This is a genomic window from Sphingomonas beigongshangi (assembly GCF_016820445.1).
GTDB lineage: Bacteria > Pseudomonadota > Alphaproteobacteria > Sphingomonadales > Sphingomonadaceae > Sphingomonas > Sphingomonas beigongshangi.
Genome location: NZ_JADHDT010000002.1, coordinates 265,426 through 290,349 on the forward strand (window position 1 = coordinate 265,426; position 24,924 = coordinate 290,349).

Here is a 24,924-nt window from a genome sequence, read left to right on the forward strand (position 1 = left end):
TGTCATCCGATCAGTCGGATCCGTGCTCCCCGAGCGTCCGGATGAGCCAGTCGTGGAACAGCCGCACCGGGCGCTGCTGCAACGCCCGTGGGCGGCAGACGAACCAATGGCTGTAGGGACTGTCGACCTCGATATCGAAAAGCCGGACGAGGCGCGGGTCCTTGGCATTCTCGAAATGGCTGGCGTGCATGAAGGCGACGCCAAGGCCCTGCGCCGCGGCCTCGAGCATCAGTACGCCCGAATCGAAATAATCGGTCGCAAGCGGTTCGACGTCGCCCAGGCCGATCGCGTCGCGCCACGCGGAGATGGTATCGGGCATTTCGCGGTGGATGAGGGCGGTCAGCCGCGACAATTGCTCGGGTCGCGTCACCGGGTCGGGGCCCTCCAGCAGCGTGCGCGCACCGATGACATAGACGGAGTTGCGGTCGAGCCGCTTGGCATAGAGCGACGGTTCGATCTCCCGCGCGAGTGCGATCACCGCGTCCAATCCCTCCCCGAGCCGCACGACGCCATGCCCCGCCGTGTCGATGTCGAGATGCAATTCGGGATGTTCGTGACGCAATTTGCCGAGGTGCGGGAACAGGCGCTGCGACGCGAATAATGGCAACACGCCCAGCCGCACGCGAAGCACCTCGACCGTGCCGGTCAGCGATTCGACCGCGTCGGACAGCGAGTCGAGCAGGGGGGCAAGTTGGGCGAGCAGCCGCTCGCCGTCGACGTTGAGCGTCATCGCCTGATGTCGTCGTTCGAACAGGGGCCTGTCGACGAACCGCTCAAGCGACTGGACGCGACGGCTGAGCGCGGGCGCCGACAGGGCGAGTTCGGCGGCCGCGGCCTTCACCGACCCGAGCCGCGCCACCTGCACGAACGCCTCGATCGCCCCCAGCGGCGGCAGCCTGCGCATGCTTCCTACCCTCTTGCCCGCCCAGCCGGACGCACCGACAGGCAGACGACGATTGCAACTTATGCAATCATAACCTGCGTTCTTCGCACTTGCAACATGGGCGGGCTCGCCGCAAACGGACCGGGCCTTTCAGGCATCCTCTCCTAAAAACTTTCACGGGCCGCTCCTTTCTGGACGCGGCCCTTTTTTTGTCCTGCAGCCCGGGCTCCCGGGGTCGCATCGCCGGAACCGGCTTCCTACCTCGCGCGCTTCGAACTCCATTTTCGACGGCAGAAGGACAGATCATGGCCGAAGGCGATGCACCTCAGCGCAAGATCCAGGTGGCGAACGCACGCCCGGAGGATTCGGGCCGGGGCCTTGCGCATCTGCCGCGCAGCCTGATGGCGGCCCTGGGCATCGGCGAGGGCGACGTGATCGAGATCGTCGGCAAACAGTCGACGCCCGCGCGTGCGGTCGGTCCCTATCCCGAGGACGAGGGCATCGACGTGCTGCGCATCGATGGCCTGCAGCGGGCGAACGCCGGCGTGGGCGCGGGCGACTTCGTCGAGGTGCGCCGGGTCGAATCGAAGCCGGCGACGCGCGTTGTCTTCGCGCCGGCGCAGCAGAACCTGCGCCTGCAGGGATCGGTGCAGGCGCTGAAGCGCACCTTCTTCGGCCGGCCGCTGGCGCAGGGCGACATCGTCGCCACCGCCGGGCAGCAACGCGTCACCAACATGCCGCCGGGCGTGCAGCAGTTCATGAACGCGCCCGCCTATGCCTTGCAGGAAATCCGGCTTGCGGTCGTGTCGGCGAGCCCCAAGGGCGTCGTCCATATCGACGAGAATACCGAGGTCGAACTACGCCCGGAATATGAGGAGCCGCAGCAGGCGCGGCGTGCCGACGTCACCTATGACGACATCGGCGGCATGGCGACGACGATCGATCAGTTGCGCGAGATGGTGGAGCTGCCGCTGCGCTATCCCGAATTGTTCGAGCGGCTCGGCGTCGAGCCGCCCAAGGGCCTGTTGCTCTATGGGCCCCCGGGCACCGGCAAGACTCGGCTGGCGCGCGCGGTCGCCAACGAGAGCGACGCGCAATTCTTCCTAATCAACGGTCCGGAGATCATGGGATCGGCCTATGGCGAATCGGAAGGTCGACTGCGTGAGATCTTCGAGGAGGCGGCGAAGAGCGCGCCCTCGATCGTATTCATCGACGAGATCGACTCGATCGCACCGAAGCGCGGCAACGTGCAGGGGGAGGCGGAGAAGCGGGTCGTCGCGCAATTGCTGACGCTGATGGACGGGCTGGAGGCGCGCGCCAATCTGGTCGTGATCGCCGCGACCAACCGGCCCGAGGCGATCGACGAGGCCCTGCGCCGACCCGGCCGCTTCGACCGCGAGATCGTAGTGGGCGTGCCCGACGAACGCGGGCGGCGCGAAATCCTGGGCATCCATACGCGCGGCATGCCGCTCGCGGATGGCGTCGACCTCGCCGAGCTGTCGCGCACCACCTATGGCTTCGTCGGCGCCGATCTCGCCGCGCTGACGCGCGAGGCCGCGATCGAGGCGGTGCGGCGGATCATGCCGCGCCTCAACCTCGAGGAGCGTACCATCCCCGCGGAGGTGCTCGACACGCTGTCGGTAACCCGCGACGATTTCCTCGAGGCACTGAAGCGCGTCCAGCCGAGCGCGATGCGGGAGGTGATGGTGGAGGCGCCGCGCGTCCGCTGGGAGGACGTCGGCGGCCTCGACAAGGCGCAGGAACGGCTGAAGGAGGGGGTCGAGCTGCCGCTGAAGAACCCGGATGCTTTCCGGCGCCTCGGGATCCGGCCGGCAAAGGGCTTCCTGCTCTATGGGCCGCCAGGCACGGGCAAGACGCTGCTCGCCAAGGCGGTGGCCCGCGAGGCGGAGGCGAACTTCATCGCGACCAAGTCGAGCGACCTGCTGAGCAAATGGTACGGCGAGAGCGAGCAGCAGATCAGCCGGCTGTTCGCGCGCGCGCGCCAGGTCGCGCCGACGGTGATCTTCATCGATGAACTCGATAGCCTCGTGCCCGCCCGCGGCGGCGGCCTCGGCGAGCCGCAGGTGACCGAGCGCGTCGTCAACACCATTCTCGCGGAGATGGACGGGCTGGAGGAGTTGCAGTCGGTCGTCGTCATCGGCGCGACGAACCGCCCCAACCTCGTCGATCCTGCGCTGCTGCGACCCGGCCGCTTCGATGAGCTTATCTATGTCGGCGTGCCCGATAAGGAGGGTCGGCGACGCATTCTCGCAATTCAGACGGGCAAGATGCCGCTCGCGGCGGACGTCGATCTGGACGTGATCGCCACGCGGACCGACCGGTTTACCGGAGCGGATCTGGAAGATGTCGTCCGTCGTGCGGGCCTGATCGCGTTGCGCCGGTCGGTGACGGCGCAGGAGGTCTATATGAGCGACTTCGAGGATGCGCTGGGCGAGGCGCGCGCCAGCGTGACGCCAGAGATGGAAAAGGACTATGAACAGATCGCCGCGCGGCTGAAGCAGGAGGCGGCGGCGATCCAGCCGATCGGATTTGCGATGCCGACGCGCAAGGCCGATTAAGGTGTGGTCGAGCAAGGCTTGATTGGGCGGTGGCGGCCCTCGCTCCCACCACGCCGCTCATGCCGGATCAACGGTGTCGGCGGCTCAACGGGGGGTCAAAGCCGGCGCTGCATTTACACAAATGGACCAGGCTCTGCCGCCGCCCCATCACCGTTTCAGCGCAAGGCGCGCCAGCCGTAGCCCGCGAGAAGGAGCAGTGCGCCCGCGACGATGAGGTAGGGCGCGGGATGGGCGAACTCGTATAGCCCGATGCCGATCGAAGGGCCGAGCACGAAGCTGGCGCCATTGACGCTGGTCACCTTGCCCGCGACCGAACCCTGGGCTGCCGGACCGACCGCCAGACTGGCGCCTGCGGTGAAACCGGGTCGGGTGAAGCCGAATCCGAGGCTCGCCAGCGCGTAGGCAGTGGCGATGCCGTAGAGCGAGGTGGCAAGCCCCGTTAGCGCACACCCGGTCGCCGCGAGCAACGCGCCGACCAGTACCAGACGCCGCGGACTGAGCCCGAGGAGCGGGATCACTCCCCATTGCACGAGCAGTGCGGCCCCCGCGCCCATCATCAGCACGATACCCGTCGGCTCCAGCGCGGCGGCCGGCGCGAGGTGAAGACGATCGATAACGAGAAAGCCGATCACCTGGCTCGCGACCGCTTGGGCATGGCCGGCGACGAGCCCGGCGATCATCCACGCGCGCACCCGCGGATCGGCGAAGCGCACCGCCTCCGCATGTGGCTGCGTCGCGGCGGCGATACTGGCGCCCGTGGGTGCGCCGCCGATGGACGGATAGGCCGACGAGGCACCGTGGCCCGGGTGCGCACCCAGGTGGTCGTCTGGTAGAATTGCGCGCACCGCCAGCGCCACGACGATGCCGAAGCCGGCGAAGACGAAGGCCGGCCCCGCAAGCCCGATCTCGATGGTGCCGATATGGCCGAGCAACAGATAGGGCGCGATCGCCGGCCCGAGGATCGTACCGAGCCCGAAGGCGGACGCGAGCAACGTGAGCGCGCGCGTCCGCTCCTCCCGCCCGGTCTCTCCCGCGACCAGCGCCTGCACCGCCGGAGGGGCTGCCGAACCGCAGCTTCCGTAGATCAGCCGACCGAGGATGAAGAGCCCGAACGCGGCGGTACCGCCGATCCAGCCATTGATACCAGCCGCCAGAAAACTGCCGCACAGCAGCAGCGACGTTGCGAAGCCGGCAAGACCGATCAGGATCATCGCGCGACGCCCGTGCGTATCGGATCGAGCCGCCCAGAAGGGTGCGGCGATCACCCACAGCAACGCGGATACCGAAAAGGCGGCCGCGACCGCTTGGTCCGCCACGCCAAGCGCGCGACCGAGAGCCGGCAACACCGATTGCAGGGCGGTATTGCCGGCGGCGATCGTCAGCATCACGACGAACAGCAACGCGAAGCGGCGATCGAGCGAAGAGACGGCGCGGCTCATGCGCGGTGCCAGCGATAGTCGCGCGCGACGGTGCAGACGGTGACGCTATAGTCGTCATACCAAAGCGCCCGCCCCGCCGCGCGTGTCGTCGCATGATCGGGATGGTCGCGCCAGGCGAGCGCCGCCGCTTCGTCCTCCCAGTAGCTGACCGTGATGCCGAAGCCGTCCGCACCCCTTGCACTGTCGATGCCGCAATATCCCGGCTGGCGCGCGGCCAGCGCGTCCATTGCCGCGGCCGCTTCTTCATAGCCCGCATCGTCGTCCCGGGTACGCCGGGACGTGAAGATCACCGCCACCTGTCCCTGGCGTGTGCCGCCCATCTCGATCGCGCCCCTAGCAAGACGCTTCCGCCCCGGCCGGGCGTCGCGTCGCAAAGGCTTGGCGCAGCGTCACCCGTCTCGCAACCCCGCATCTTTGCCGTCAAACGCGCCCGACCGAGCAACCCATGGTCTTGCCAGCTGTTTCACATTCGTGGCACGGGGATTGCCGTTGTGCGTCCTTTTCGGGACAACCACGAGACCAAGGAAGACGATGCCCAGTTCGACCACCGCCACCCGGCGCTCACGTACCCGTCCGGCTGGCGTTCCCAGCCCGGTGGCGATGTTCTTTCAGGGCTTCCTGAAGCATCCCGTGATGGTCGGCTCGATCATACCGTCGTCGGACAAGCTTATCCGAAAGATGCTCAAGCCCGTCGATTGGGCGACGTGCAAGGTCTTCGTGGAATACGGTCCGGGTGTCGGCACCTTCTGCCGTCCCATCCTCGACCGGATGGCGCCCGATGCGATCCTGATCGCGATCGACACCAATCCCGACTTCATCAACTATCTGAACCACGTCATCACCGACTCACGTTTCTTCGCGGTGCACGGCTCGGCCGCAGATGTCGAAAGAATCGTACAGGATCACGGCCACGAAAAGGCGGACTATGTATTGTCCGGGCTTCCCTTTTCTACCCTGCCCGCCGGGGTAGGCCCCGCGATCGCCGCCGCGACGCAGCGTGTCATCCGGCCTGGCGGTGCGTTCCTCGTCTACCAGTTCTCACCCAAGGTGAAGGACTTCCTGACCCCGCACTTCCAGACCATCGATCACGACATGGAATGGTGGAACGTTCCCCCCGCGCAGCTGTATTGGGCTTGGAAGGATTGATCCTTCGCAACGCATGAATTGAAATTTAAATACGAAATCAGGGGCGGGGAGGCTTCACGCCTATCATAGGTTGCGCTAGCGTCGGCCGATGGATGGAAGCCGCGTTACCCCCGCCCTTTTCCTGCATGACGCCGCGATCCGCCGCGGCATGGAACTGATGATGTTCGCGCAGTCGCGTTTCGTGCGGACTGCGGACGAGAAGCTGGCCGAAATGGGTCTCGGTCGTGCGCACCACCGCGCGCTTTACTTCATCGGCCGCAAGCCGGACATCACCGTCGGTGAACTGCTCGAGCTCCTGGGGATCACCAAACAGTCGCTCAGCCGCGTCATGCGCGATCTGATCGAGCGGCAGCTCGTCGCGGTGCGGCATGGGGAAAACGACCGGCGCAATCGCCTGCTCCGCCTGACGGCGGCGGGGCGGCAGCTCGAAGCGACGCTCTATGAGGAGCAGCGCGACCGGATGGCGGCCGCCTATATCGAAGCGGGGCAGGAAGCGGTCGGAGGATATTGGAAGGTTCTGGAATCCTTGATTCCGGAACCGGCGCGCAACGGCCTCGCCTCGCTAGACGGTCAGACGTCCTCGATCCCGAAATTCAACCCGCGCGATACCCCAGGATCGACGACCGCGATCAGCAGATAGGCGGCGAACTGACGAAGGCGCTGCAACCAGCCGGTATGCGCCTTGTACCAGTCAGGCGTGACATGCACCGAGCGTGCGACCTCGCCCTCGACATAGGCGCGAACCTTGTCGGCAAACGCGGCGTCCTCGATGCGCAGCATCAGTTCTAGGTTGATGAACAGGCTGCGCATGTCGAAATTGGCCGAGCCGATATAGACCGCGTCGTCGATGACGTAGAGTTTGGTGTGCAGCTTGGTCGGCTGATATTCATAGATCTCGACGTTTTTCCGCAGCAACCCGGCGTAGGTGAAGCGCGCTGCGGCGATCGTCGCCGCATTGTCGGATTTGGCGGCCGTGACGACGCGGACGCGCGCGCGCCGCCGCCCGGCCTTGTCGAGTCGTCGCAGCATCGTCGGCGAGGGCGTGAAATAGGCGGCGATCACGTCGATCCGTCGGCCGTGGCGCATGTCGTGGCGAACGGCACGTGCCCAGGGCGACAGTCGTCGCGTCGGACCACCGATCAGCCAGCGCATCGCGCCTTCCGATTCGCTCCAGTGCGCCAGCGCGCGATTGAGTTGACGCAATTTGCCGTCGGGACGGGCGGCCCAGTCGAGCAGCGCGTCGAAATAGCCTGCCAGCCGTGCGGCAGCCGGTCCGGCGACGAGCAGGCCGAGGTCGCGCCATGCTGCGTCGGCGGGCGTGCCGAAATAATCGTCCTCGACATTGAATCCGCCGACGATGATCCGCGATTGCGGCGCCGTCTCCGCGTCGGCGAGAGCCAGCTTCTGGTGGTTGCGGAGCAGATAGCGGCGGCCGAACCGAGGCGAGAAGCGGCATAACGTCACGCCGGCCGCCGTCAGGGGCGCGAAGAAGGACGGACGGTCCTCGCTGCCGAAGCCGTCGACGATCAGCGCGACCTTCACGCCGCGTCGGGCGGCGGCGATCAAGGCGGCGTTGACGCGTCGTCCCGTGTCGTCGTCGGCGTAGATGTAATAGAGGATGCGCAGCGAGATCGCCGCCTCGTCGATCAGCGTCAGCAACGCGTCGAGCCGCCGCGGCCCCGTATCGAGCAGCGTCAGTCGGTTGCCCGCGACGCGGAAAACCGGTTGTGCGACGGGTGCATCGGGCTGGTCTGCCATGATGCGACGATGGCTCCTCTCTCGGGACGCGGGAAGGGGCAACGAAGCGGATCGCCTTGATGTTGCAGGCAGCGCATCCTGTTTGTTGGCGGTGGGGGTATCGGCGCGGCGCATGTGCCGAAGCCCGTCCATCCTCGGGCAGCGGCAAAATCGTCCGGATCGCAGAGACGGGGCGCCGGGAAGCAGGGGGTCTAGCCCTTTCTTTGACTTTGCGGGCGTGGGTTGCTAGAGGCCCGGCTTTCCATCATCGGTATTTGCGAAGGAAAGCGTCCATGGCGCGCGTCACTGTCGAGGATTGCGTCGACAAGGTTCCCAACCGCTTCGACCTCGTGCTGTTCGCGGCGCAGCGCGCCCGCCAGATTTCCGGCGGCGCCGAGCTGACGCTCGACCGCGATCGCGACAAGAATCCCGTCGTCGCGCTGCGCGAGATCGCCGAGGAGACCGTGCGCCCCGATCACCTCGAGGAATCGGTCGTCGGCAGCCTGCAGCGCGTGCAGATCGACGACGATGATGAGGTCGATGCGGTCGGCTCGCTCAGCGCGTCGGCCGAGGCGCTGCGGCTCACTGCAGCCGCGCCGCCGCGTAACCAGAATCTGGGCGCCGATTACGAGGGCTGATCCGGGGCGGCGGGGGGCACGGGTGGGTCCGACCCCGCTCCGATCCCCGCCCGGCGAAAACGGCCGTCCTTTTAGACGCGGGGGCCAGCACTGCCCTTCTGACCACTGCCCTTCTGACGACGCGGCCTGGCCGCGTCGTTTGCGTTTTGAGCGTGCCACCGTTGCTTCGGGCGTCCCGGGTCCCCATCGCGGTTCTCCGCGATAGGCGGGCGCTGCTATTCCGCCTTACGGCCCTTGAAACCCTGCGCGACGACGAACCATTCGACCGAACCCTTGCGACTTGAGGGCGGTTTGGCATGTTTCACCGTGGCGAATGCGCGCTTCATCTCCGCGACCAGCGTCGAATCCGCGCCCCCCGCGAAGACCTTGGCGACGAACGTGCCGCCGGGCGCCAGCACGTCCTGGGCGAAAGCCAGGGCAGTTTCGACCAGCGCCATGGTGCGCAGCGCGTCGGTCTGCGGATGGCCGACAGTATTCGCTGCCATGTCGGACAGGACCAGATCGGGGGCTCCCCCAAGGGCGTCCATCAACAATCCCGGTGCGGCATCGTCCAGGAAATCCATCTGGAAAATCGTGACGCCGTCGATCGGATCGACGGGCAGCAGGTCGATCCCGACCACCTCCGCCTTGGGCAGCCGGCGCTTAATTACCTGGCTCCAGCCGCCCGGCGCGATGCCGAGGTCGACGACGCGCTTTGCGTGGCGGATGATGCCGAATCGTTCGTCCAGCTCGATCAGCTTGTACGCGGCGCGGCTGCGATAGCCCTCCGCCTTGGCGCGCCGCACATAGGGGTCGTTAAGCTGGCGTTCGAGCCAGCGCGTCGACTGCGCCGTGCGGCCGCGCGCCGTCTTGACGCGGGTGCGTAGGCCGCCGCCATCGCGGCTCATCGGGGCGCGCTCGTCATCATCACATCGGTCACGGCCGTGGGCTCCCCATCAGACGGCGTAAAATCCCCTCGCGGATACCGCGGTCCGCGATACCCAGCCGTTCTGCAGGCCAGAGGTCGAGAATGGTCTCCAGTATCGCGCAGCCCGCGACGACGAGATCGGCACGTTCGCTACCGATGCAGGCGAGCTGCGCGCGCTCGTTGATCGCCATCCGCGACAGGTCGGCGCTGATGCGCCGCATCGCCTCGGCAGGGACGATCAGACCATCGACCTGCGCACGGTCGTAATGGCTGAGCCCCAGATGCACGCTGCCCAACGTCGTCACCGTCCCGCTGGTACCGAGCAGCCGCGGCCGTCGGACGGTTTTCGGCAGGCGCGATGCGAAAGCGGCGAAACTTTCCGCAACCGTGGCGCGCATGCGCGCGTAGGCGGCCAATCGGTCGGCCTCCGCCGTCGCGGTGCCTCCGGCGCTTTCCGTCAGCGAGACGACGCCCCAGGGCGCGGAATGCCAGTCGAGTACCCGCGGCATCGCGCCGCGCGGCGTATCGATCAGCACGAGCTCGGTCGATCCGCCGCCGATGTCGAAGACGAGCGCGGGATCATCGCCCGGCTCGATGAGCGCATGGCAGCCGAGCACTGCGAGGCGCGCCTCTTCCTCGGCGGAGATGATGTCGAGGTGGATACCCGTCTCGCGATAGGCGCGGGCGATGAATTCCGGACCATTGGCAGCGCGGCGACATGCCTCCGTCGCGACCGAGCGAGCAAGCGTCACGTTGCGGCGCTTGAGCTTGTCCGAACAGACACGCAGCGCCGCGATCGTGCGTTCGATCGCGGCATCGGAGAGGCGTCCGGTCGCGGCAAGACCCTCGCCCAGCCGCACGATGCGTGAGAAGGCGTCGATGACCGCGAAACCGTCGCCTTGCGGGCGCGCGATCAGCAGGCGGCAATTATTGGTGCCGAGATCCAGCGCAGCGAAGGCCTGCGCGTCGGACCAGCGGCCGCGTTGCGGCCGGATCGGCGCCGGACGGGCAGGCCTGGCCTGCCGGTACGGCTCTCGGGCGGAACGATCCCCCATGGCCGTGGTGACTCTTTCATTTCTGTTCTGCCGTCGCGGGCAACGTGTGGCCCGTTCGGTGCTTGCCCCCTAGGTAGCGTGCGCGCGCGCTTGCGACAAGCCGAGCGGACAGGCCCCGTTGACAGCCGACACCGGCCCGACTAGAGGCCGCTGCCTGTTGCCCCGTCGTCTAAAGGTAAGACTACGGACTCTGACTCCGTCAATTGAGGTTCGAATCCTCACGGGGCATCCAGGACATCGTTATCTCAGAATAGTGCAAGGCGGGCTTCGCCACGTCCGGCTGTCGCTCCGCGCGAGCTCGGCCATTGCGACCCCTGCGCCGCGCCCGTGACGGCGACATTCAGCCAGTCGCCGCCCCCCTGAATCAATTGCGCATCAGGCTCGCTCGGGTCTCATGCTGCGGCACGTGTTCGCCAGCGGCTCTCCCGGTCGCAGGAGTGACGTCGAGCCGGTGATCGCCGCGCATATTTCTGCATGCCGGTGCGGCGCGATAGGTCTCGACGGCATCGATTTCGCTCTGGATCAAGTCGATCGCCAGCTGAATGTGGCAAATCGCGGCGCCCACGTCAACGTCGTCCAGGACAGACGCAGCAAGGTGAAGATGACGAATGGCGTCATTGGCGCGCGTGATCATGAATCTCCCCTCGAAGTGTTCGGAGTCGCATCGCTTCGCTGCACGACGCGTCACAAATCCAAATATTTAGTCAACATTCGAAGCTTGGCTATAGGACGCACGCGCGAAACGCGGATTTCCGGGTGAGAGGGTGATACTTGCGCATTGCCTCGCCGGCATCATCTGCGTGATCTTTGCATCATTCCAGCGATTTGAAGCGGACGTGAGCCTCGATGGCGCATGGTGCCTGCGCGGAAATTGCATCCGCGCGGCCGACCAGTGTTGCACTTATAACACATGTCAAGTATGAACCGAGCTGAGGAGGGCGTATGCTCGGCAGACAAGGCGATGCGGCAAGGCCGCTCGGCAGGATAGCATGAGAGAAAGCGACTGGCGGCCCCAGCCGGCGTTCCATCATGCCGTGACGGACACCGGGCAACTGGATTCCATCAATGCCGGCGGCGGGCTCGCAGTCAGCTTCGCGCCGCCCGGCAAGTCCGTCCATCTGTCGTTCGAGGGAAGCCAGAGCAAGACGCTGAGCGTCTGGCGCACCGAGAGCCGGTCGGGCTTCATGACGAAGCCGAAGATGGAAGCCGAACTGGTCACGATCCGGTTTGTCGATCGGGGGGCGATGGTACAGTTCGATCGAAAGGGGCGGGATCGGATCGCCGGGCCCAGCCAGGCGATTCTCACGTCTTTCGATGCCATGCGCATAGGTCAGGCGACACCCGGATTCTGCGCGATCAGCGCGACCGTGGGCCGCGATGCGGTGATGGCGGCCTGTCGTGCGATGTTCGGACCGGATAGCGCCACCGTTCCCGTGTTCGAAAGCGTTGTCGACGTCCAGACCCCGGGCCTTCTGTCGGTACGGGCGACAATCGAGTCGTTGCAGAAGCGTCTGGTCGCGGCGAACGACGATTTCGACATGATCACGCCGCTGCTGCAGGAGGTGCTTCTCTACCAGCTCGTCGGCAATTGGCCCCTATTGGGGCGGCCGAGCTCGGAACGTACGCCGGATCCGACCGGCCGCGCGGTGCGGCGGGCGATCGATTTCATCGAGGGCAACCTGCAACGTGCCGTCACCCTTCGCGATATCGCGCAGGCCGCCGGACTGAGCGTGAGGGGCCTGCAGTCCGCGTTCAAGCGCCGGATCGGATGTAGCCCGATCCAGTATCTGATCGCCCGGCGCCTGGACCGGGTCCATGCCGATCTGCTCGTCGACGACGGCGACACGATCAGCGCCAGCGCCCGTCGCTGGGGCTTTGTCCACATGAGCGACTTCTCCGCCCGATATCGCGCTCGATTCGGCTGCCTGCCGCGAGAGACGCGTCGATAGGACCCGTCGTCAGGATGCGGACAGGCGCGCATCCGCATTCATGGGCGCATCGCCATGTTGGCCCGTCTGCGCGAAGCCGATCTTCGCCTTTGCCTCCGCCTCGCCCCCGGCAGACCGGGATCATTTTTCGCAAGAGCCCGCCGACGTTGCAGACCTCTGGTTTCGGATCGCATAAAGCGCGCAGGCTCATGATCGAATCATCGTCTTCCTCGGATCGCGACAAGGCGCTCGCCAAGCTCTCGCAGCGGCAGATCGACTGCCTGCGTCGCGTCGCCGAACTGAAGAAGACGGAGCAGATCGCCGAGGAACTCGGCATCTCCCCGAGCACGGTCAACACGCACATCGAGCGCGCGATGACCATCCTGGGCGCGCCCAGCCGCCGCGAGGCCGCACGTATGGTCACGGCGGTGCCTCTCGACGCACCGTTCCCGCAGGCCGCGCCGCCCCCCGCTCTCCCGGCGGATCCGGTTCCGGAGAAATCGCCTACGGAGTTTTCGCGACTGGTCGAACCGATCGGCGACCTGCCACTTCCTGCCGTGGCGGTGCCGGAGCTGCCGAGGCGCAATCGTCTCGACCCGCTCCAGCGGATGGGCGTGGCGCTCCTTTCGCTCATCCTCCTGTGTCTGGCGATCGCCGGGCTCGGGGCCGCCATCGAACAATTGAGCGCGTGGCGATCCAGCCTCGCGCCATCAGGGACAAACCACTCGGGCCGACGCTGAACCGGTCGGCCCGTCGCGAAAGGCAGACCATGAGCCAGGACGTCGCCGTCGCCGCGCACACCGTGCGTGACGCTTTCATTCCGGCCGAACAGGCCGCCGACCTTGCCGCCGCACGAACCGCGCGACTACTTGCCACCGTGCTCGAGCAGCGCGCCGCCACCGGTGTCGCAATGGGCACGGGCGTGCCGATGATTCGCAAGATCGCCAAGTCGCTCGCCGCCCAGATCGAGGCACGCGAGGAGTTCGTCATGGCGCACAAGCTCGCCGCCGAATTGCCTGCGACCATGGGTCTCGACCCGACGATGTTCGGTGACGCGTCGGATTGCCCGCCGCCCGAGCAGCGGCCATCGGGTTCGGGTGCCAACCAGGGCAACGTCGTCGCGATCCGCGCCGCCTGACAATGCCCGGTCCGAACGTCATCGCCTTCACGCTGCTGCTGCTGGCGACGGTTGTGCTGGCGGGGTGGCGTGGAGGACAACCGGAAAAGATTGTCGCGGGCATGTTCGCGCTTGCCTATGTCGCCACGATGGCGGGCTATTCGGGAATGCCCGCGCGCTTTGCGCGGATAGAACCCTACGTCGCCGCAATCGACATTGCGGTATTGGTGGGGGTGACGGTCGTCCTGCTGCGAGCCGACCGGTTCTGGCCGATCGCTGCCTTCGCGGCGCAGGGTGTCGCGGTGCTGACCCATCTTATCAAGCTGATCGACCCGGGGATCGTGCGCCAGGCCTATGCCATTGCGCTCGCCGCGCCGGGTTGGCTGGCCGTGTTGATCCTGCTTGCCGGCGTCGTGCGGCATGCGCGCCGCGCCGCGATTTCCGGCCGTCAGCGGGACTGGAGTTGGTGACAATGGATATGGAGCAGCCGCGGCATTGGGCGGTCGACGAATCTCGCCCGCAGGTGGCCCTGCCGCGGCAGCCGGGGGAGCGCGCGAGCGGCGGAACCGAGGGACGTGGGCTACCGCGATCCGATGCGCTGGCCGTCGCGCAGATGGTGCGGCGGGTGCGACTGGCCGCACGGACGGGCGCCGAGGCCCATCGCGATCTCTTCGCGGATCCGGCCTGGGACATGTTGCTCGACCTCTATGTCGCGCAAGGGGCGGGACGGCGCGTCAGCGTATCGGACGCCTGCATCGCCGCCGCCGTGCCGCAAGCGACGGCGCTCCGCTGGCTCAACATGCTCGACCAGCGTGGGCTCGTCGTCCGTACGGCTGATACGACCGACCGACGTCGCTGGTGGATGACCCTCAGTGCCGAGGGTGTCGCGCTGGTCGAACGCATGCTGCCGGACTGACATCCTCCGTACGAGCGTAGAATCTGCTCGGGTCTGATGGATTTACATTGAAGCGGCGACGGCCCTCACCCGTCCAACCGTGCTGGATCGCCCATCAGGCATCATTCGCAAGGATGGCTGCGACGGCTTCGGCGTCGATGCCGAATGCGGCCGCAAGTCCGGCGACCGACGCTCCCCGCTTGAACAGGACGCGGATGCGCTCGTCGTCCACGATCGTCGTGTAGCCGCGCGTATCACGTTGCTCGCGCACGACGTCCTTGCGTCCCGAGCCGCGCGGGCGCGCGGGCGCCGCATGGGGATCGATCATCGCGCGCCGATCCGCAGCGTCCCGCCGTTCGACGCGGTCCGCCTCCCGTGCTTCGGCAGCGGCCGCGCGTTCGGCGGATCGGTTCGCCAGACGTTCGGCGAGCGCGGCCTCGCGTTCGCGCGCGCGCTCGGCGCGGTGCCGCGCCCGGCTAGTGGCGCCGTCTTCGCTGCTTCGGATGTGAAACCCCGGGGTCGAATCGACACCCCAGCTCTTGTCCGCCACTGCGCGGTTCCCGCACTCGGAAAAAGTGAATGGCGCGCCCGGAACGATTCGAACGTCCGACCCTCAGATTCGTAGTCTGATGCTCTATCCAGCTGAGCTACGGGCGCTTGGAAGCGGCGCGCCTAGGCGATTCGCCTGGAGGACGCAACCCCTTGCCCGTCCGGCGGTTCTCGCCGGCATGCCCAGCTATGATCCCCGCTCCACCGCGCTTGTCCTCATCGACCTTCAAAAAGGTATCGTACCCGGCGACAAAGGGCCAAGGTCCGGCGAGGCGGTCGTGGCGACCGCGACCGCACTCGCGGAGCGGTTCCGGAAGGGGGGAGCGCCGGTCGTGCTCGTCCATGTCGGCTTCACCGCGGCGGAAGCGCCCAGCCTCGACGTCGATGCGCCCCGCCTGCCCAAGGAGGGTACGCCGGCAGGTTTCGCCGACTTCGTTGACGGCGTCCGGCAGGATGGCGACATCGTCGTCCTCAAGCACCATTGGGGTGCGTTCACCGGCACCGATCTCGATCTCCAGTTGCGGCGACGCGGTGTGCGGACGGTCGTGGTGGCGGGCATCGCGACCAACTTCGGTGTCGAATCGACGGTCCGCAGCGCGTGGGAGCTTTCCTACGACGTCGTGGTCGTCGAGGATGCCTGCACCTCGCGTTCGACCGAGCTTCACGAATTCGCCGTGCGCCACATCCTGCCGCAGATCGCCCGCCTCGTCGAAAGCGACGCGATCACACTGGCCTGAGGTTATTTCGCCTCGGCGATCAGCGCTTTGGCAGCGGCGCCCGTCCAGTCGTTGCCGCCGCGCCAGCGCCACACCTCCTTGCCAGTGGCATCGAACAGCACCGTCATCGGCAGATTGGCGCCATAGCCGAGCGAGAGCGCCATCGCCTTGTCCACATAGGGCGTCAGCGCCGCGCCGCCGTGCGCTTGCAGGAATGCCGGCACCTTGTCGGTCGCCTGCATGTCTTGACTGATCGCCGCGACGCGGACCGTGCCGGAACCCGCCAGTTTGCCGAGCGTGGGCAGCTCGGCGACGCAGGGGCCACACCATGTCGCCCACAGGTTCACCAGGACCGGTCTGCCGCGGAACGCGGCGAGGCTGGTCTGCTTTCCGTCGGGACCGGTGAACGAAGCGGTCGGTGCCGCTTCGCCGCTATGGCTGCGATCGATGCCGGTTGCGGCGGCGGCCGCACCGGCCGCAGGTGCCGCCTCGTCGGGCGACGGCGCGCTCGCGTTGATCGCGGTCGCGTCGCCTTGTGCGTTTCCCGCGCTTTGCCTATCGCAACCGCCGATGGCGAGCGCCAGGAGACCAACCATCGCGACGCGCGCAAAAGGTGACGGGGACATGAGCGGTTCCAATTCGATGTGGGGCGGACGGTTCGCCGAAGGCCCGGCCGCGGTGATGCGCGAGATTAACGCCTCGATCCCGTTCGACAAGCGCATGTGGCGCCAGGACATCGCCGGATCGAAAGCGCACGTCGCGATGCTGGCGCAACAGGGGATCGTGTCGGCACACGATGCCGCGACGATCGATGCCGGGCTCGACCGCGTCGCCGCGGACTATGCGGCGCACGGCGTTGCGGAGGACCTCGCGCTCGAGGATATCCACATGCAGACGGAAGCGCGGCTGGCCGAGGCCATCGGCCCGGTCGCGGGTCGCCTGCACACCGCGCGCAGCCGCAACGACCAGGTCGCGACCGACTTTCGCTTGTGGGTGCGCGACGCGATCGATCAGACGCTGGTGGCGCTCGACGCGCTCCGCGTGGCGTTGCTGACGCGCGCGGAGGAGCATGCCGCCAGCGTCATGCCCGGCTTCACGCACCTGCAGTCGGCGCAGCCGGTGACCCTGGGCCATCACCTGATGGCCTATGTCGAGATGGCCTCCCGCGACGTTTCGCGTTTCCGCGACGCGCGTGCGCGGATGAACCTCTGCCCGCTCGGCAGTGCGGCACTGGCCGGCACCGGCTTTCCGCTCGATCGCGCGGCGACGGCGGCGGCGCTCGGCTTCGACGGACCGACGCGCAACAGCCTGGACGCGGTCAGCGACCGGGACTTCGCGATCGATTACCTGACCGCGGCCGTGCAATGCGCGCTGCACCTGTCGCGCCTAGCGGAGGAATTCGTTCTCTGGGCGTCGCAGCCGTTCGGTTTCGTCGCGTTGAGCGACCAATGGTCGACCGGCAGCTCGATCATGCCGCAAAAGCGCAATCCAGATGCCGCCGAACTGGTGCGCGGTCATGCCGGCCGCATCATGGGCTGCATGACCAGCCTGATGGTGACGATGAAGGGGCTGCCGCTCGCTTATTCGAAGGACATGCAGGACGACAAGCCGCCCGTCTTCGAGTGCCACGACCTCCTCGGCCTGTCGATCGCGGCGATGACGGGGATGGTGGAGAGCGCCACCTTCCGCACCGATCGCATGCGCGCGCTGGCGGAAAGCGGCTTTGCGACCGCGACCGATTTCGCCGACTGGCTGGTGCGCGAGGCGGGCCTGCCGTTCCGCGAGGCGCATCACGTCACCGGCCGCGCCGTCAAGCGGGCGGAGGAGTTGGGCGTGCGGCTGGACGAGCTGCCCTTCGCCGAATTCCAGGCAATCGACGCGCGGGTGAACGAGGCTCTGTACGACGTGCTGTCGGTCGACGCCTCGGTCGCCAGCCGGACCAGCTTCGGCGGCACCGCGCCCGCCAACGTACGCGCCGCGATCGCGGCCGCGCGGGAGACGATGCGATGAACCGTCGGACGATCCTGACCGTGGCGGCCGCACTCGGCCTGGCGGGTTGCGGCGCGGTGTCGGACCTCGAGCCGCCGCCGGGGCGGCCGCTGCCCGTGGCACCCGAGGGTGCGACCGCGACGCCCACGCCCAAACAATTGCTGACGCCGACGACGCAGCAGCGTCCGCAACGCAGCGACGAACTGCTGCGTCAGTCCGACGAGCGGCGCTCGGATGAATTCGACTTGCCCCCGACCTGAACGACCCGGATCAGCCATGGACCATTTCGCCTATCGTGACGGCATCCTGCATTGCGAGGACGTGCCGCTGCCCCGGATCGCGGCAGAGGTGGGGACGCCCGTCTACGTCTATTCGACCGCGACCTTCCGCCGTCACGCGCGTGCGTTTCGCGACGGACTGAAGGACTTGCCGCGCGTCCACCTGGCCTATGCGATCAAGGCGAACCCGAATCTGGCGGTGCTGCGCGTGCTGGCGGACGAAGGCTATGGCGCCGACGTCGTGTCCGGCGGCGAGATGGCGCGCGCCCTGGCGGCGGGCATCCCGGCGAAGGACATCGTCTTCTCCGGCGTCGGCAAGACGCGTGCCGAGCTTCAAAAGGGGCTCGACGAAGGCATCGGCCAGTTCAACCTGGAGCTGGAGGAGGAGGGCGTGGTCCTCGCCCGGCTCGCGGCGGCGGCGGGCAAGCGGGCGCCCGCGACCCTGCGCGTCAATCCCGACGTCGACGCGGGCACGCACGCCAAGATCTCGACCGGGCGGCGCGAGAACAAGTTCGGCGTGCCGATCGATCAGGCGGCGGCGATGTTCGCGCGCCTCGCCGCGCTGGACGGGCTCGACCTCCGTGGGGTGGCCTGTCACATCGGCAGCCAGCTGTCCGATTTGTCGCGGCTGGAAGAGGCCTATGCCCGTATCGGTACGCTCGTCGCGGAACTGCGCCGCGCGGGACACGCCATTACGCACGTCGATCTGGGCGGCGGCCTGGGCGTACCGTACAAGGCGGGCGAGGTCCTGCCGAGCCCGGCAGAGTATGGCGCCATGGTCGCCAGGGCGACGGCGGGATGGGACGTCGAACTGATGTTCGAGCCCGGCCGCGTCATCGCGGGCAACGCCGGCGTGCTGCTGACCGAGGTGATCTGGGTGAAACCCGGCGTCGAGCACCCCTATGTCATCGTCGACGCGGCGATGAACGACCTTGCCCGCGTCGCGCTCTATGATGCGTGGCACGATTTCGCCGCGGTGGCGCCGGGCGGGGCGCGGATGACCGCGAACATCGCCGGGCCCGTGTGCGAAACCGGCGACACCTTCGCGCTGGCACGGGACATCGACGCGGTGAAGGGCGGCGATCTCGCGGTATTGCGTACCGCCGGCGCCTATGGCGCGACGATGGCGTCGACCTATAACAGTCGGCCTTTGGTGCCCGAAGTACTGGTCGACGGCGATCGCTATGCCGTGGTCGCAGACCGGATCGCGGCCGAGACGATCCTGGCGGCGGAGCGGGTTCCCGACTGGCTGCAGCCCAAGGCCGGCGGATGAGCCTGCACAGCCTGCCGCTGTTCGTCCGGCTGGCGGGGCGCCCCGTCATCCTGATCGGGGAGGGGGAGGCGGCCGAGGCGAAGCGACGTCTGCTCGCGCGTGCCGGCGCGATGATCGTCGGGGAAGCGGGCGAAGCGGCGGTGCTGGCGATCGTCGCCCTGCCCGAACCCGATGCGGCGGTCGCGCGGTTGCGCGCGCGCGGCATATTGGTGAATGCGGTCGACCGGCCGGATCTGTGCGATTTCACCTTGCCCGCCATCGTCGATCGCGATCCCGTGATCGTCGCGATCGGGACTGGCGGCGTTTCCGCGGGTCTCGCCGCCGCCTTGCGCCAACGGCTCGAGGCGCTGCTGCCGGCTACAATGGGTGCTTTGGCGGAGCGGCTGTTCGCGGCGCGCGGGTCGTTGCGGCGGCGCATCCCCGATATGGGCGAACGCCGACGCCTGCTCGCGCGCGGGATGGCGGAGGGACAGCCGCTCGATCCGCTGGGACCGGGCGATGCCGCTGCGGTCGACGCCTATCTCGCGGGGGCGTCGGTGCAATCGACGCAGGCGGTGACGATCCGCCTGCGCTCCGACGATCCCGACGATCTGACCCTTCGCGATGCCCGTGCGTTGGCACAGGCGGATCGGGTGATCCACGATGCCGACGTGCCCGCAGCGATACTGATCCGCGCGCGGGCGGACGCGGAACGACTCTTGGCCCCGGCCGAGGCGGCAGAGGGACTGACGGTGCGGATTGTGCGGGCATGAGCGGCTTCGGTTATCGTATCAAAGGCGGGCGGGCGGAGGAGATTTCGTTCAAGGATGCTTTGGGCGACGGTGCCGACCTCGTCTGGATGCATCTGTCGACGACCGCGGACCATGCGCAGCTATGGCTGCGCGAGCGCGCGCGACTGCCGGAATATATCGTCGATGCCCTGACCGCACAGGAGACGCGGCCGCGGTGCGAGGCGGTCGACGAAGGCGCCTTCCTCAATCTCCGCGGCCGATCGTCCGAGGAGCTCGACACCACCGACCTGCTGGCGTCGGTCCGCATCTGGGCCGTCAGAGGCCACGTCTATTCCGTGACGCGCAAGCCGCTGGTTGCGGTCGGTGCGGTCCGCAAGGAGGTCGAGGCGGGGAAGATCGCCGATCCGGGTGACCTCATCGCGGCCTTCGCCACCGCGATCACCGCCGACCTCGATCCAGAGGTCGCCGAACTTGGCGACCGACTGGACTCGTGCGAGGCAGACCTGGACGCGGCGCGCATCTTCGAACTGCGCCGCACGGTCACGCAGGTGCGCGTCGCCGCCATCGGCTATCGACGCTTCCTCAGTCCGCAAAGGACCGCGCTTGAGACATTGGCGGCACTGCCGGGCGACTGGTTGCACCAAGACGACCGCCGACATCTCGCCGCCGCGGCGGACCGCGCCGCGCGCATGGCGGAGGAATTGGAGGCGATCCGCGAGCGCGCCGCGCTGACGCACGAGGCGCTGACCGACCTGCGCAGCGAACAGATCGATCATCGTTCGCTGATCATCTCCATCGTCGCGATGATCTTCCTGCCGCTGACCTTCATCACTGGCCTGTACGGCATGAACGTCGACAATCTGCCTTACCAGCATGAACCCTGGGCGTTCGACGCGATCACCGGTGTCTGCGCGCTGATCGCGGCCGGCGTGACGATCTATTTCGTCCAGCGGCACTGGTTCCAGCGATAGAGTATGACCCACGTGCGTGGTTGCGGTTCCGGCCCTCACCCCCACCCGGCCGCCCACGCAGCGTATTCTGGATGGGCGGCCGGGTGGGGGCGAGGGCCGGAACCGCCCCGATCCAGCCTTGCTGGATCGAAGACTAGGGGCCGGCGAAGAGCCGGCGGTCACGTCGATCGGGGGTGAAGACGTCGCCCGACCTAAAACGGGCGACGGGACGTGGGCGAGGGCCTCGTATCAGGCGGCGCGGGCGATGCGCCACGCCTCGGCGATTTCGGACAGGCTTTCCGCCGCCGCGCGGAACGGCGCCGGGTCGGTGCCGATCGACGCGTCGACGATCGCCTTGCGGATGCCGCCGTAGAAGCGCGACAGGGTGACGGATACGTCCCCGCCCTTTTCAAAATCCAATCCGGCTTCGAGCGCGAACAGGATCGCCGTCGCGCGCGTCACGCGCTCGCTCTTCACCGTCAGGCGGCCGTTCTCCACCGCCCAAGCGGCGGCGCGCAGCGCGGCGACAAGTTCTTCGTACAACAGCTGGACAAGCCCCGGCCCCTGCGCCTCCGCGGTCCGGCCGACGACGTCGATCTGGCGATAGGTGGCATAGGGATTGCCGGCGAGAGCGGTCGCGTAGGCCATCAGTTGCTCTTGTTCCACGCCTTGATCTGGTTATCCATGAACGTCTGCGTCGCTTTGTAGGCGGACACGCGTGCATTCATGCTGGCGAACTGCTGGGTGAGACGCTGCGTCATCGCGTCGGACTGACGCGACAGGTCGTCCTGCTGATCCGCGACGTCCTTCTGCGCCAGCGTATAGGTGTTGGTGGACGCGCCGAGACCCGTGGTCGTGCTTGCTGCTGCGAAGGACATCTGCGCGATCGAGGATTGCAGTCCGATCGCGTTGCTGGCGGTCGGCGCGAACATCGCCTCGACCGCATCGGGCGCGTTGGCGAGCGCCTGTTGCAGCACCGTCGAATTGACGGTCAGCGTGCCATCCTTGTTGGTCGCGACGCCGATCTGTGCGAGTGTTGCGGGTGTGCTGCCCGTCGCGCCCGGTACGATCGATTTGGTCGTCAGCTGTTGCAGCGTACGCATCATCGCGGATGCGGCGGGATCCCCCTTCAGCTTGCCGTTGACGGGATCGAGGTCGGTATTCAGCTGACCATAGATCTCGTTGTAGTAACTGACGAAGTTGTTCACCGCATCGCTCAGCGCGGTCGTCGGTCGCTGGCTGCCCAATGTTGTCGTGCCGGTGCCCGCGAGGTCGAGCTTCACGCCGCTGACCAGGTCGCTGATCGAATTGGTTGCACGCTGAACGGTGATGCCATCGACGGTGAGCGAAGCATTGCCGGCGGTGCCGGTCAACGTCGTCGGCGCCCCCGTCCCGACGTTGAACTGGGCAAGATTGCCCGACGGATCCGACGAGGCCGACAGCGTGAAGGCCTGCGCCGCGCCGGTCGATCCCTTGAGCGAGAGATAGGCCTTGCCGTCGCTGTCCGCGACCACGCTGGCGGTGACGCCGGCCTTGGCGCCGTTGATCGCCGCCGCGATGCCGTCGAGGCTGGCGTTGGTGACCGAAATCGAGACGGGCGTGCCGCTGCCGGCGGAGAAACCGGTCATTTGGGTGCCGTCGGAGGAATAGGTTGCGGTGCCCAGCGTGAGCGTGAACGTGCCGGACCCGATCGGCGCGCTACGGTCGGCAATCGCGCTCGTGGTGCGCGCACCCTGCGCGGTGGCAAGCGCGTTGACGGTGATCCGGGAAGACAGCGCCCCGATCGTCGCGCCGGGCAGGGCAGTGGCGTTCAGCACGCCGGTGCTCGAACTGGTCGGCTGGGTCTGGACCGTCCCGCCGGTGGCGAGCGACGTCATCACGGTCGACAGCGTCGTCATCGTGCTCTTCAGGTCGGACACCGCGGAGATCTGGGCCGTCAGCGCGTCGTTCTTCGCGGTCAGCGCGGCGGTCTTGACCGCGAACTGCGCCTGGACCAGCGACGGGATCAGCGTCGCCGTGTCGATCCCCGATCCGGAATTGAGCGAGGTCAGCAGCGCCTGCGCCGCATTCTGCGTGATGCTCTGCGCCGTCTGCGTCGGCGTCGGCGTGGGGGTCGGGGTGCTCGTGGTGCTGGTCGTGGTGGTCATCGCGAACTCCCGCCTTCACCCTGGTAAACGGCCGATGGTGCCGTGGTTTTAACGAATTTTGACGCCGTTCTCGTCGAACCGGGCGCTCTCCGGCACCTCGATCGGCGGCTGGCTGCCCCCCGCCGCGGCGTTGAGGTTGAAGACGAAGGCGAGCACCGTCGCGATCGCGGTATACAGGTCGTCGCGGACCTCCTGTCCCTCCTTGGCGGTATAATAGACGGCGCGGGCGAGCATCGGATATTCGAGCACCGGCACGCGCGCCTCCGCGGCGACCTCGCGGATCGCGAGCGCGGTGACGCCGCGGCCCTTGGCGACGACGACCGGCACCTGATCCTTGCCGCGATCGTAGCGCAGCGCGACGGCGAAATGCGTCGGGTTGGTCAGGACGACATGCGCCTCGCTGACCGCCTTGCGCACGCCGCGCGTCGCCATCTGGCGCTGCATCGCGCGGATGTGGCCCTTCGCCTCCGGATTGCCCTCCGTCTCCTTGTGCTCGTCCTTGATCTCCTGCTTGGTCATGCGCAGCTTGCGCAGCAGCTGCAGGATCTGGATCGGCACGTCGAACAGCGCGATCGCGACCAGGCCCATCGCCATGGCGATCATGATGCCGGTGAAGGTGCCGCCCAGCTCGCCCAGCGCGGTGCCGAGGTCGGATGAGGACAGGCCCAGCGTCGCTCGGCTCGACTTCCACAGCATATAGCCGCCGATGGAGCCGAGCAGGATCATCTTGAGCAACGACTTGCCGAGCTCGATCCAGCCGTTCATCCCGAAGATGCGCTTGAGACCCGAGGCGGGATTGATGCGGCTCGCCTGCGGCGCGAGCTTCTTGCCATGGAAGCTCAGCGAGCCGAGACCGGCCGAACTCGCGACCGTCGCGAGCACGGAGATGATCGCGAGCGCGGCGAGCGAGGGCAGCAGTTTCCAGCCCGCTTCGGCAAGCGGCCGCCAGGGCGAGAAATCCTCGACGTCGCCGCGATCGAAGCGGAAGCTCGCCGCCATCACCGCCTTGCACGCGCCGAGCAATTGCGGACCGAAGAAGATCAGCCAGCCGACGCCCGCCATCACGACCAGCGCGGTCGCCAGGTCCCTGGATTGGACGAGATCGCCGTCCTCCGCCGCCTTTTGCCTGCGGCGCTGGGTTGGGGCTTCTGTCTTCTCCTCCGACATCAGCCCTCCACCAGCCCTTGCGTGGCGGCGAGCGCCTCGCGGATGATGACGAGCATATAGTCGCCCATCGCCGGGAAGGCGACGGCGAGCGCGATCACGCCGACCGCCAGGCTGGCGGGCAGGCCGACCGAGAAGAGGTTGAGCGCAGGCGCGGCACGGCTGACCATCCCGACGACGAGGTTGAGGCAGAGCAGCAGGAAGCCGACGGGCAGCGCGAGCAGCATTCCCGCGAGAAAGGCATAGCCGCCGAACAGCGCGATCTGCTTCAGCCGGTCAGGCGCAAGCCACGTCCCCGGCGGCATCGTCTGATAGCTTTTGACGAGCAGCTCGACGAGGACCAGGTGGCCGTCGACCGACAGGAACAGCAACGTCAGCATGACGCTGAAGAACTGGCCGAGCGCGGGCGTGCTGCGGCCGTTCTGCGGGTCGATCGTGTTGGCGAAGCCGAGGCCCATCGATCCGCCGATGATCTCCGCGGCGACGAGCGGGGCTGAGAAGGCGATCTGGAGCACGAAGCCGATGGCGAGGCCGACGAGCGCCTCCGCCGCGACGGCGAGGAAGGTCGCCACGGCGAAGATCTGCGCCGGCGGCGTGACCGGGTGCACGGCGAGCACGAAGATGCCGATCGCGCCCGACAGCGAGACCCGGACGGGTAGCGGGATCGAGACCGCGCCGAACACGGGCGCGACGACGAACGCCGCGCCGATGCGGATCATCACGAAGACGAGCGCCCAGAGCTGGGGCTCGATCGAGAGGCCGAAGCCCAGCATGGCTCAGCCTGCGAGGGCGCGCATGCCGCG

General features: G+C 67.4%; 28 protein-coding genes and 2 tRNA genes. 16 read left to right on the top strand and 14 right to left on the bottom strand.

Going from position 1 to position 24,924, the window contains the following annotated elements:
* Positions 1 to 10: 10 nt before the first annotated feature.
* Positions 11 to 904, bottom strand: a complete 894-nt coding sequence (locus IQ292_RS04475; RefSeq protein ID WP_203309110.1) for a LysR substrate-binding domain-containing protein — start codon at positions 902 to 904, stop codon at positions 11 to 13.
* 284 nt (positions 905 to 1,188) lie between these two features.
* Here IQ292_RS04475 and IQ292_RS04480 point away from each other — a divergent pair, with 284 nt between their 5' ends.
* A complete protein-coding gene (locus IQ292_RS04480) occupies positions 1,189 to 3,462 on the top strand; it encodes a CDC48 family AAA ATPase (RefSeq protein ID WP_203309111.1) in 2,274 nt (757 codons plus the stop codon).
* Between the two features lie 155 nt (positions 3,463 to 3,617).
* Here the strand turns inward: IQ292_RS04480 and IQ292_RS04485 are convergent, their stop codons facing one another.
* The gene (locus IQ292_RS04485; RefSeq protein WP_203309112.1) at positions 3,618 to 4,901 is read right to left on the bottom strand and encodes an MFS transporter; all 1,284 of its coding nucleotides are present in this window, start codon (positions 4,899 to 4,901) and stop codon (positions 3,618 to 3,620) included.
* Entirely contained in the window at positions 4,898 to 5,221 is a 324-nt protein-coding gene (locus tag IQ292_RS04490; protein ID WP_203309113.1) for an antibiotic biosynthesis monooxygenase family protein, read from the bottom strand. Before IQ292_RS04490 ends, IQ292_RS04485 begins: the two co-directional genes overlap by 4 nt.
* Positions 5,222 to 5,432: 211 nt before the next feature.
* On the opposite strand from IQ292_RS04490, the gene IQ292_RS04495 reads away from it, so the two are divergent.
* The gene (locus tag IQ292_RS04495; RefSeq protein ID WP_203309114.1) at positions 5,433 to 6,047 is read left to right on the top strand and encodes a class I SAM-dependent methyltransferase; all 615 of its coding nucleotides are present in this window, start codon (positions 5,433 to 5,435) and stop codon (positions 6,045 to 6,047) included.
* 88 nt (positions 6,048 to 6,135) lie between these two features.
* Positions 6,136 to 6,687 carry a MarR family winged helix-turn-helix transcriptional regulator gene (locus tag IQ292_RS04500; protein ID WP_203309115.1) on the top strand — a complete coding sequence of 184 codons (552 nt, stop codon included), beginning with the start codon at positions 6,136 to 6,138 and terminating at the stop codon, positions 6,685 to 6,687.
* Here the strand turns inward: IQ292_RS04500 and IQ292_RS04505 are convergent.
* Complete coding sequence (locus tag IQ292_RS04505) at positions 6,618 to 7,805, bottom strand: phospholipase D-like domain-containing protein (RefSeq protein ID WP_203309116.1); 1,188 nt, start codon at positions 7,803 to 7,805, stop codon at positions 6,618 to 6,620. The genes IQ292_RS04500 and IQ292_RS04505 overlap by 70 nt on opposite strands.
* A gap of 272 nt (positions 7,806 to 8,077) precedes the next feature.
* Here IQ292_RS04505 and rpoZ point away from each other — a divergent pair, with 272 nt between their 5' ends.
* A complete protein-coding gene (gene rpoZ / locus IQ292_RS04510; RefSeq protein WP_115378194.1) occupies positions 8,078 to 8,422 on the top strand; it encodes a DNA-directed RNA polymerase subunit omega in 345 nt (114 codons plus the stop codon).
* A gap of 215 nt (positions 8,423 to 8,637) precedes the next feature.
* Here the strand turns inward: rpoZ and IQ292_RS04515 are convergent, their stop codons facing one another.
* Positions 8,638 to 9,309 carry an RlmE family RNA methyltransferase gene (locus tag IQ292_RS04515; protein ID WP_203309117.1) on the bottom strand — a complete coding sequence of 224 codons (672 nt, stop codon included), beginning with the start codon at positions 9,307 to 9,309 and terminating at the stop codon, positions 8,638 to 8,640.
* Between the two features lie 28 nt (positions 9,310 to 9,337).
* Positions 9,338 to 10,384: a Ppx/GppA phosphatase family protein gene (locus IQ292_RS04520; protein ID WP_203309118.1), complete on the bottom strand. Its 1,047-nt coding sequence runs from the start codon at positions 10,382 to 10,384 to the stop codon at positions 9,338 to 9,340.
* A 158-nt stretch (positions 10,385 to 10,542) separates the two neighbouring features.
* Between IQ292_RS04520 and IQ292_RS04525 the strand changes: the two genes are divergently transcribed.
* Positions 10,543 to 10,616 (top strand) — tRNA-Gln (locus IQ292_RS04525).
* Between the two features lie 132 nt (positions 10,617 to 10,748).
* Here the strand turns inward: IQ292_RS04525 and IQ292_RS04530 are convergent.
* A complete protein-coding gene (locus IQ292_RS04530; protein ID WP_203309119.1) occupies positions 10,749 to 11,018 on the bottom strand; it encodes a hypothetical protein in 270 nt (89 codons plus the stop codon).
* Between the two features lie 355 nt (positions 11,019 to 11,373).
* Between IQ292_RS04530 and IQ292_RS04535 the strand changes: the two genes are divergently transcribed.
* From IQ292_RS04535 to IQ292_RS04555, 5 genes are all read left to right on the top strand, one after another.
* Entirely contained in the window at positions 11,374 to 12,333 is a 960-nt protein-coding gene (locus IQ292_RS04535; protein WP_203309120.1) for a helix-turn-helix domain-containing protein, read from the top strand.
* 146 nt (positions 12,334 to 12,479) lie between these two features.
* Complete coding sequence (locus tag IQ292_RS04540) at positions 12,480 to 13,052, top strand: helix-turn-helix domain-containing protein (RefSeq protein WP_203309121.1); 573 nt, start codon at positions 12,480 to 12,482, stop codon at positions 13,050 to 13,052.
* 29 nt (positions 13,053 to 13,081) lie between these two features.
* The gene (locus tag IQ292_RS04545; protein ID WP_203309122.1) at positions 13,082 to 13,450 is read left to right on the top strand and encodes a hypothetical protein; all 369 of its coding nucleotides are present in this window, start codon (positions 13,082 to 13,084) and stop codon (positions 13,448 to 13,450) included.
* A gap of 2 nt (positions 13,451 to 13,452) precedes the next feature.
* Entirely contained in the window at positions 13,453 to 13,899 is a 447-nt protein-coding gene (locus tag IQ292_RS04550) for a hypothetical protein (RefSeq protein WP_203309123.1), read from the top strand.
* 2 nt (positions 13,900 to 13,901) lie between these two features.
* On the top strand, positions 13,902 to 14,345 hold the full coding sequence (locus IQ292_RS04555; protein ID WP_203309124.1) for a helix-turn-helix domain-containing protein: 444 nt from the start codon (positions 13,902 to 13,904) through the stop codon (positions 14,343 to 14,345).
* A gap of 94 nt (positions 14,346 to 14,439) precedes the next feature.
* On the opposite strand, the gene IQ292_RS04560 is transcribed toward IQ292_RS04555, so the two are convergent.
* Both IQ292_RS04560 and IQ292_RS04565 read right to left on the bottom strand, forming a co-directional pair.
* The gene (locus IQ292_RS04560; RefSeq protein WP_203309125.1) at positions 14,440 to 14,874 is read right to left on the bottom strand and encodes a hypothetical protein; all 435 of its coding nucleotides are present in this window, start codon (positions 14,872 to 14,874) and stop codon (positions 14,440 to 14,442) included.
* A 30-nt stretch (positions 14,875 to 14,904) separates the two neighbouring features.
* Positions 14,905 to 14,981: transfer RNA gene (locus tag IQ292_RS04565), tRNA-Arg, on the bottom strand.
* A 71-nt stretch (positions 14,982 to 15,052) separates the two neighbouring features.
* On the opposite strand from IQ292_RS04565, the gene IQ292_RS04570 reads away from it, so the two are divergent.
* On the top strand, positions 15,053 to 15,610 hold the full coding sequence (locus IQ292_RS04570; protein ID WP_203309126.1) for a hydrolase: 558 nt from the start codon (positions 15,053 to 15,055) through the stop codon (positions 15,608 to 15,610).
* Positions 15,611 to 15,612: 2 nt separating this feature from the next.
* Here IQ292_RS04570 and IQ292_RS04575 read toward each other — a convergent pair whose 3' ends face one another.
* Positions 15,613 to 16,305: a TlpA family protein disulfide reductase gene (locus IQ292_RS04575; protein WP_338057585.1), complete on the bottom strand. Its 693-nt coding sequence runs from the start codon at positions 16,303 to 16,305 to the stop codon at positions 15,613 to 15,615.
* Here IQ292_RS04575 and argH point away from each other — a divergent pair.
* The 5 genes from argH to IQ292_RS04600 are packed head-to-tail and all read left to right on the top strand — an operon-like array spanning position 16,232 to position 20,831.
* Positions 16,232 to 17,599, top strand: coding sequence for an argininosuccinate lyase (gene argH, locus IQ292_RS04580; protein WP_203309358.1), 1,368 nt, complete (start codon positions 16,232 to 16,234; stop codon positions 17,597 to 17,599). The two genes, IQ292_RS04575 and argH, sit on opposite strands and share 74 nt — an antisense overlap.
* Entirely contained in the window at positions 17,596 to 17,838 is a 243-nt protein-coding gene (locus IQ292_RS04585; RefSeq protein WP_203309128.1) for a hypothetical protein, read from the top strand. Before argH ends, IQ292_RS04585 begins: the two co-directional genes overlap by 4 nt.
* Before the next feature lie 16 nt (positions 17,839 to 17,854).
* Entirely contained in the window at positions 17,855 to 19,129 is a 1,275-nt protein-coding gene (gene lysA / locus IQ292_RS04590; RefSeq protein WP_203309129.1) for a diaminopimelate decarboxylase, read from the top strand.
* Positions 19,126 to 19,881, top strand: coding sequence for a precorrin-2 dehydrogenase/sirohydrochlorin ferrochelatase family protein (locus IQ292_RS04595; RefSeq protein WP_203309130.1), 756 nt, complete (start codon positions 19,126 to 19,128; stop codon positions 19,879 to 19,881). The genes lysA and IQ292_RS04595 overlap by 4 nt, the downstream gene beginning before the upstream one ends.
* Entirely contained in the window at positions 19,878 to 20,831 is a 954-nt protein-coding gene (locus tag IQ292_RS04600; RefSeq protein ID WP_203309131.1) for a CorA family divalent cation transporter, read from the top strand. The genes IQ292_RS04595 and IQ292_RS04600 overlap by 4 nt, the downstream gene beginning before the upstream one ends.
* 228 nt (positions 20,832 to 21,059) lie before the next feature.
* Here IQ292_RS04600 and IQ292_RS04605 read toward each other — a convergent pair whose 3' ends face one another.
* Genes IQ292_RS04605 through fliR form a run of 4 tightly spaced genes read right to left on the bottom strand, consistent with a single transcriptional unit; the run spans position 21,060 to position 24,894 of the window.
* The gene (locus tag IQ292_RS04605; protein ID WP_203309132.1) at positions 21,060 to 21,458 is read right to left on the bottom strand and encodes a flagellar export chaperone FliS; all 399 of its coding nucleotides are present in this window, start codon (positions 21,456 to 21,458) and stop codon (positions 21,060 to 21,062) included.
* On the bottom strand, positions 21,458 to 22,957 hold the full coding sequence (gene fliD / locus IQ292_RS04610; protein WP_203309133.1) for a flagellar filament capping protein FliD: 1,500 nt from the start codon (positions 22,955 to 22,957) through the stop codon (positions 21,458 to 21,460). Before fliD ends, IQ292_RS04605 begins: the two co-directional genes overlap by 1 nt.
* Before the next feature lie 48 nt (positions 22,958 to 23,005).
* Positions 23,006 to 24,124, bottom strand: a complete 1,119-nt coding sequence (flhB, locus tag IQ292_RS04615) for a flagellar type III secretion system protein FlhB (RefSeq protein ID WP_203309134.1) — start codon at positions 24,122 to 24,124, stop codon at positions 23,006 to 23,008.
* Positions 24,124 to 24,894 carry a flagellar biosynthetic protein FliR gene (fliR, locus tag IQ292_RS04620; RefSeq protein WP_203309135.1) on the bottom strand — a complete coding sequence of 257 codons (771 nt, stop codon included), beginning with the start codon at positions 24,892 to 24,894 and terminating at the stop codon, positions 24,124 to 24,126. The genes flhB and fliR overlap by 1 nt, the downstream gene beginning before the upstream one ends.
* Positions 24,895 to 24,924: the final 30 nt, after the last annotated feature.

What these genes read in the sequence shown, in the direction of transcription:
- rpoZ (WP_115378194.1), top strand. Translation starts at nt 8,078, where the DNA reads ATGGCGCGCGTCACTGTCGAGGATTGCGTCGACAAGGTTCCCAACCGC.
- flhB (WP_203309134.1), bottom strand. Translation starts at nt 24,124, where the DNA reads ATGTCGGAGGAGAAGACAGAAGCCCCAACCCAGCGCCGCAGGCAAAAG.
- IQ292_RS04505 (WP_203309116.1), bottom strand. Translation starts at nt 7,805, where the DNA reads ATGGCAGACCAGCCCGATGCACCCGTCGCACAACCGGTTTTCCGCGTC.
- IQ292_RS04535 (WP_203309120.1), top strand. Translation starts at nt 11,374, where the DNA reads ATGAGAGAAAGCGACTGGCGGCCCCAGCCGGCGTTCCATCATGCCGTG.
- IQ292_RS04570 (WP_203309126.1), top strand. Translation starts at nt 15,053, where the DNA reads ATGCCCAGCTATGATCCCCGCTCCACCGCGCTTGTCCTCATCGACCTT.
- IQ292_RS04550 (WP_203309123.1), top strand. Translation starts at nt 13,453, where the DNA reads ATGCCCGGTCCGAACGTCATCGCCTTCACGCTGCTGCTGCTGGCGACG.
- fliD (WP_203309133.1), bottom strand. Translation starts at nt 22,957, where the DNA reads ATGACCACCACGACCAGCACCACGAGCACCCCGACCCCCACGCCGACG.
- IQ292_RS04480 (WP_203309111.1), top strand. Translation starts at nt 1,189, where the DNA reads ATGGCCGAAGGCGATGCACCTCAGCGCAAGATCCAGGTGGCGAACGCA.
- IQ292_RS04600 (WP_203309131.1), top strand. Translation starts at nt 19,878, where the DNA reads ATGAGCGGCTTCGGTTATCGTATCAAAGGCGGGCGGGCGGAGGAGATT.
- IQ292_RS04495 (WP_203309114.1), top strand. Translation starts at nt 5,433, where the DNA reads ATGCCCAGTTCGACCACCGCCACCCGGCGCTCACGTACCCGTCCGGCT.
- IQ292_RS04475 (WP_203309110.1), bottom strand. Translation starts at nt 904, where the DNA reads ATGCGCAGGCTGCCGCCGCTGGGGGCGATCGAGGCGTTCGTGCAGGTG.
- IQ292_RS04545 (WP_203309122.1), top strand. Translation starts at nt 13,082, where the DNA reads ATGAGCCAGGACGTCGCCGTCGCCGCGCACACCGTGCGTGACGCTTTC.
- IQ292_RS04485 (WP_203309112.1), bottom strand. Translation starts at nt 4,901, where the DNA reads ATGAGCCGCGCCGTCTCTTCGCTCGATCGCCGCTTCGCGTTGCTGTTC.
- IQ292_RS04555 (WP_203309124.1), top strand. Translation starts at nt 13,902, where the DNA reads ATGGATATGGAGCAGCCGCGGCATTGGGCGGTCGACGAATCTCGCCCG.
- IQ292_RS04520 (WP_203309118.1), bottom strand. Translation starts at nt 10,384, where the DNA reads ATGGGGGATCGTTCCGCCCGAGAGCCGTACCGGCAGGCCAGGCCTGCC.
- IQ292_RS04585 (WP_203309128.1), top strand. Translation starts at nt 17,596, where the DNA reads ATGAACCGTCGGACGATCCTGACCGTGGCGGCCGCACTCGGCCTGGCG.
- IQ292_RS04595 (WP_203309130.1), top strand. Translation starts at nt 19,126, where the DNA reads ATGAGCCTGCACAGCCTGCCGCTGTTCGTCCGGCTGGCGGGGCGCCCC.
- IQ292_RS04515 (WP_203309117.1), bottom strand. Translation starts at nt 9,309, where the DNA reads ATGAGCCGCGATGGCGGCGGCCTACGCACCCGCGTCAAGACGGCGCGC.
- fliR (WP_203309135.1), bottom strand. Translation starts at nt 24,894, where the DNA reads ATGCTGGGCTTCGGCCTCTCGATCGAGCCCCAGCTCTGGGCGCTCGTC.
- lysA (WP_203309129.1), top strand. Translation starts at nt 17,855, where the DNA reads ATGGACCATTTCGCCTATCGTGACGGCATCCTGCATTGCGAGGACGTG.
- IQ292_RS04490 (WP_203309113.1), bottom strand. Translation starts at nt 5,221, where the DNA reads ATGGGCGGCACACGCCAGGGACAGGTGGCGGTGATCTTCACGTCCCGG.
- IQ292_RS04500 (WP_203309115.1), top strand. Translation starts at nt 6,136, where the DNA reads ATGGATGGAAGCCGCGTTACCCCCGCCCTTTTCCTGCATGACGCCGCG.
- argH (WP_203309358.1), top strand. Translation starts at nt 16,232, where the DNA reads ATGTGGGGCGGACGGTTCGCCGAAGGCCCGGCCGCGGTGATGCGCGAG.
- IQ292_RS04605 (WP_203309132.1), bottom strand. Translation starts at nt 21,458, where the DNA reads ATGGCCTACGCGACCGCTCTCGCCGGCAATCCCTATGCCACCTATCGC.
- IQ292_RS04530 (WP_203309119.1), bottom strand. Translation starts at nt 11,018, where the DNA reads ATGATCACGCGCGCCAATGACGCCATTCGTCATCTTCACCTTGCTGCG.